Genomic DNA, 986 nt, shown 5'->3' with positions numbered 1-986 from the left:
TGTAAAAGGCCTTCAAGGCGAACCCGGGCCTCAAGGTCCTAAAGGGGATACCGGTCCGCAGGGACCAAAAGGAGACAAAGGAGACACTGGCCCTCAAGGTCCAAAAGGAGATACTGGCCCACAAGGTGAGACAGGTCCCCAAGGGCCAAAGGGTGACAAGGGTGATCCAGCTGTTATCGGTGAACAATCCATTTCGCATGAAATGCTGCAGGAAAAATCAGTCCGCAGCATTAACATTGGGACAGGCAGCGTTATGATGAATCACTTAAATACTGAAGTGAAAAACGTATTAGATGGGCTACAAACCCAAATTGACGAGTTGAAAACGAACACTTCTGCTGAATGAAAGACAGGTGATGTCGAGTGACAGAAGAAGAAAAAGTTGAATTAGAAAAGGCAAAAAAATTCCTCCGGGTTGATGGTGATCTGGAGGATGATTTGATTTTAGACTTTATTGCATCAGCAAAAGAATACATTTCTTCTGCTACCGGTCTTACATTCCCAAATAAATCAGCCAGGGCGGCAATGTGTGTGAATGCATTCGTTACTCACTGGTATGAAAACAGAGAAATTGCCGGGACAACTTCTAACTTGGACGGCGTGCTTACTACCATGATCAATCAGCTCAAATATACATTGCCGGAGGCTACTCCTAATGTTGAATGACATGAGATACCGTATTCAATTTCAGAAAAAGAAGCCAGCTGGCCGCCTTCCTGTGGATGGGAAGGACAGCTGGCAAACGGTAATTGAATGTTGGGCTAAAGCCGAAGGATTGAAAGGGCGAGAATATTATGCTGCGGCTGCCATCCAAAAGGAAAAGACAATCGAATTCACAATCCGTCATCGTGAAGACATAGACGAACATATGCGAATCATCTTTCGTGAAAAAGCTTATGAAATCGAGTCGATCTTGCCTAACTATTCTCGGCGTCATTTCATTACAATTAAAGCAAATGTGGTGAGCTGATGAATTTCGAGCTGGA

At 44.4% G+C, this 986-nt stretch carries 3 protein-coding genes; all 3 read left to right on the top strand.

All coding sequences use genetic code 11. From position 1 onward, the window contains the following. Positions 1–346 (top strand): collagen-like protein (locus ACWHAR_RS23670; RefSeq protein ID WP_452088014.1); only part of this gene is annotated, 346 nt, incomplete at its 5' end. Between the two features lie 17 nt (positions 347–363). Then, the gene (locus ACWHAR_RS23665) at positions 364–666 is read left to right on the top strand and encodes a head-tail connector protein (RefSeq protein ID WP_128753589.1); all 303 of its coding nucleotides are present in this window, start codon (positions 364–366) and stop codon (positions 664–666) included. After that, positions 656–970 (top strand): phage head closure protein, encoded by a 315-nt coding sequence (locus ACWHAR_RS23660; RefSeq protein ID WP_146260907.1) that lies wholly within the window; start codon positions 656–658, stop codon positions 968–970. Before ACWHAR_RS23665 ends, ACWHAR_RS23660 begins: the two co-directional genes overlap by 11 nt. The last annotated feature ends 16 nt before the right edge of the window (positions 971–986 follow it).

The sequence above is a fragment of the Bacillus sp. LR--39 genome (genome assembly GCF_053613335.1).
This window is presented reverse-complemented; position numbering and strand designations above follow the sequence as displayed.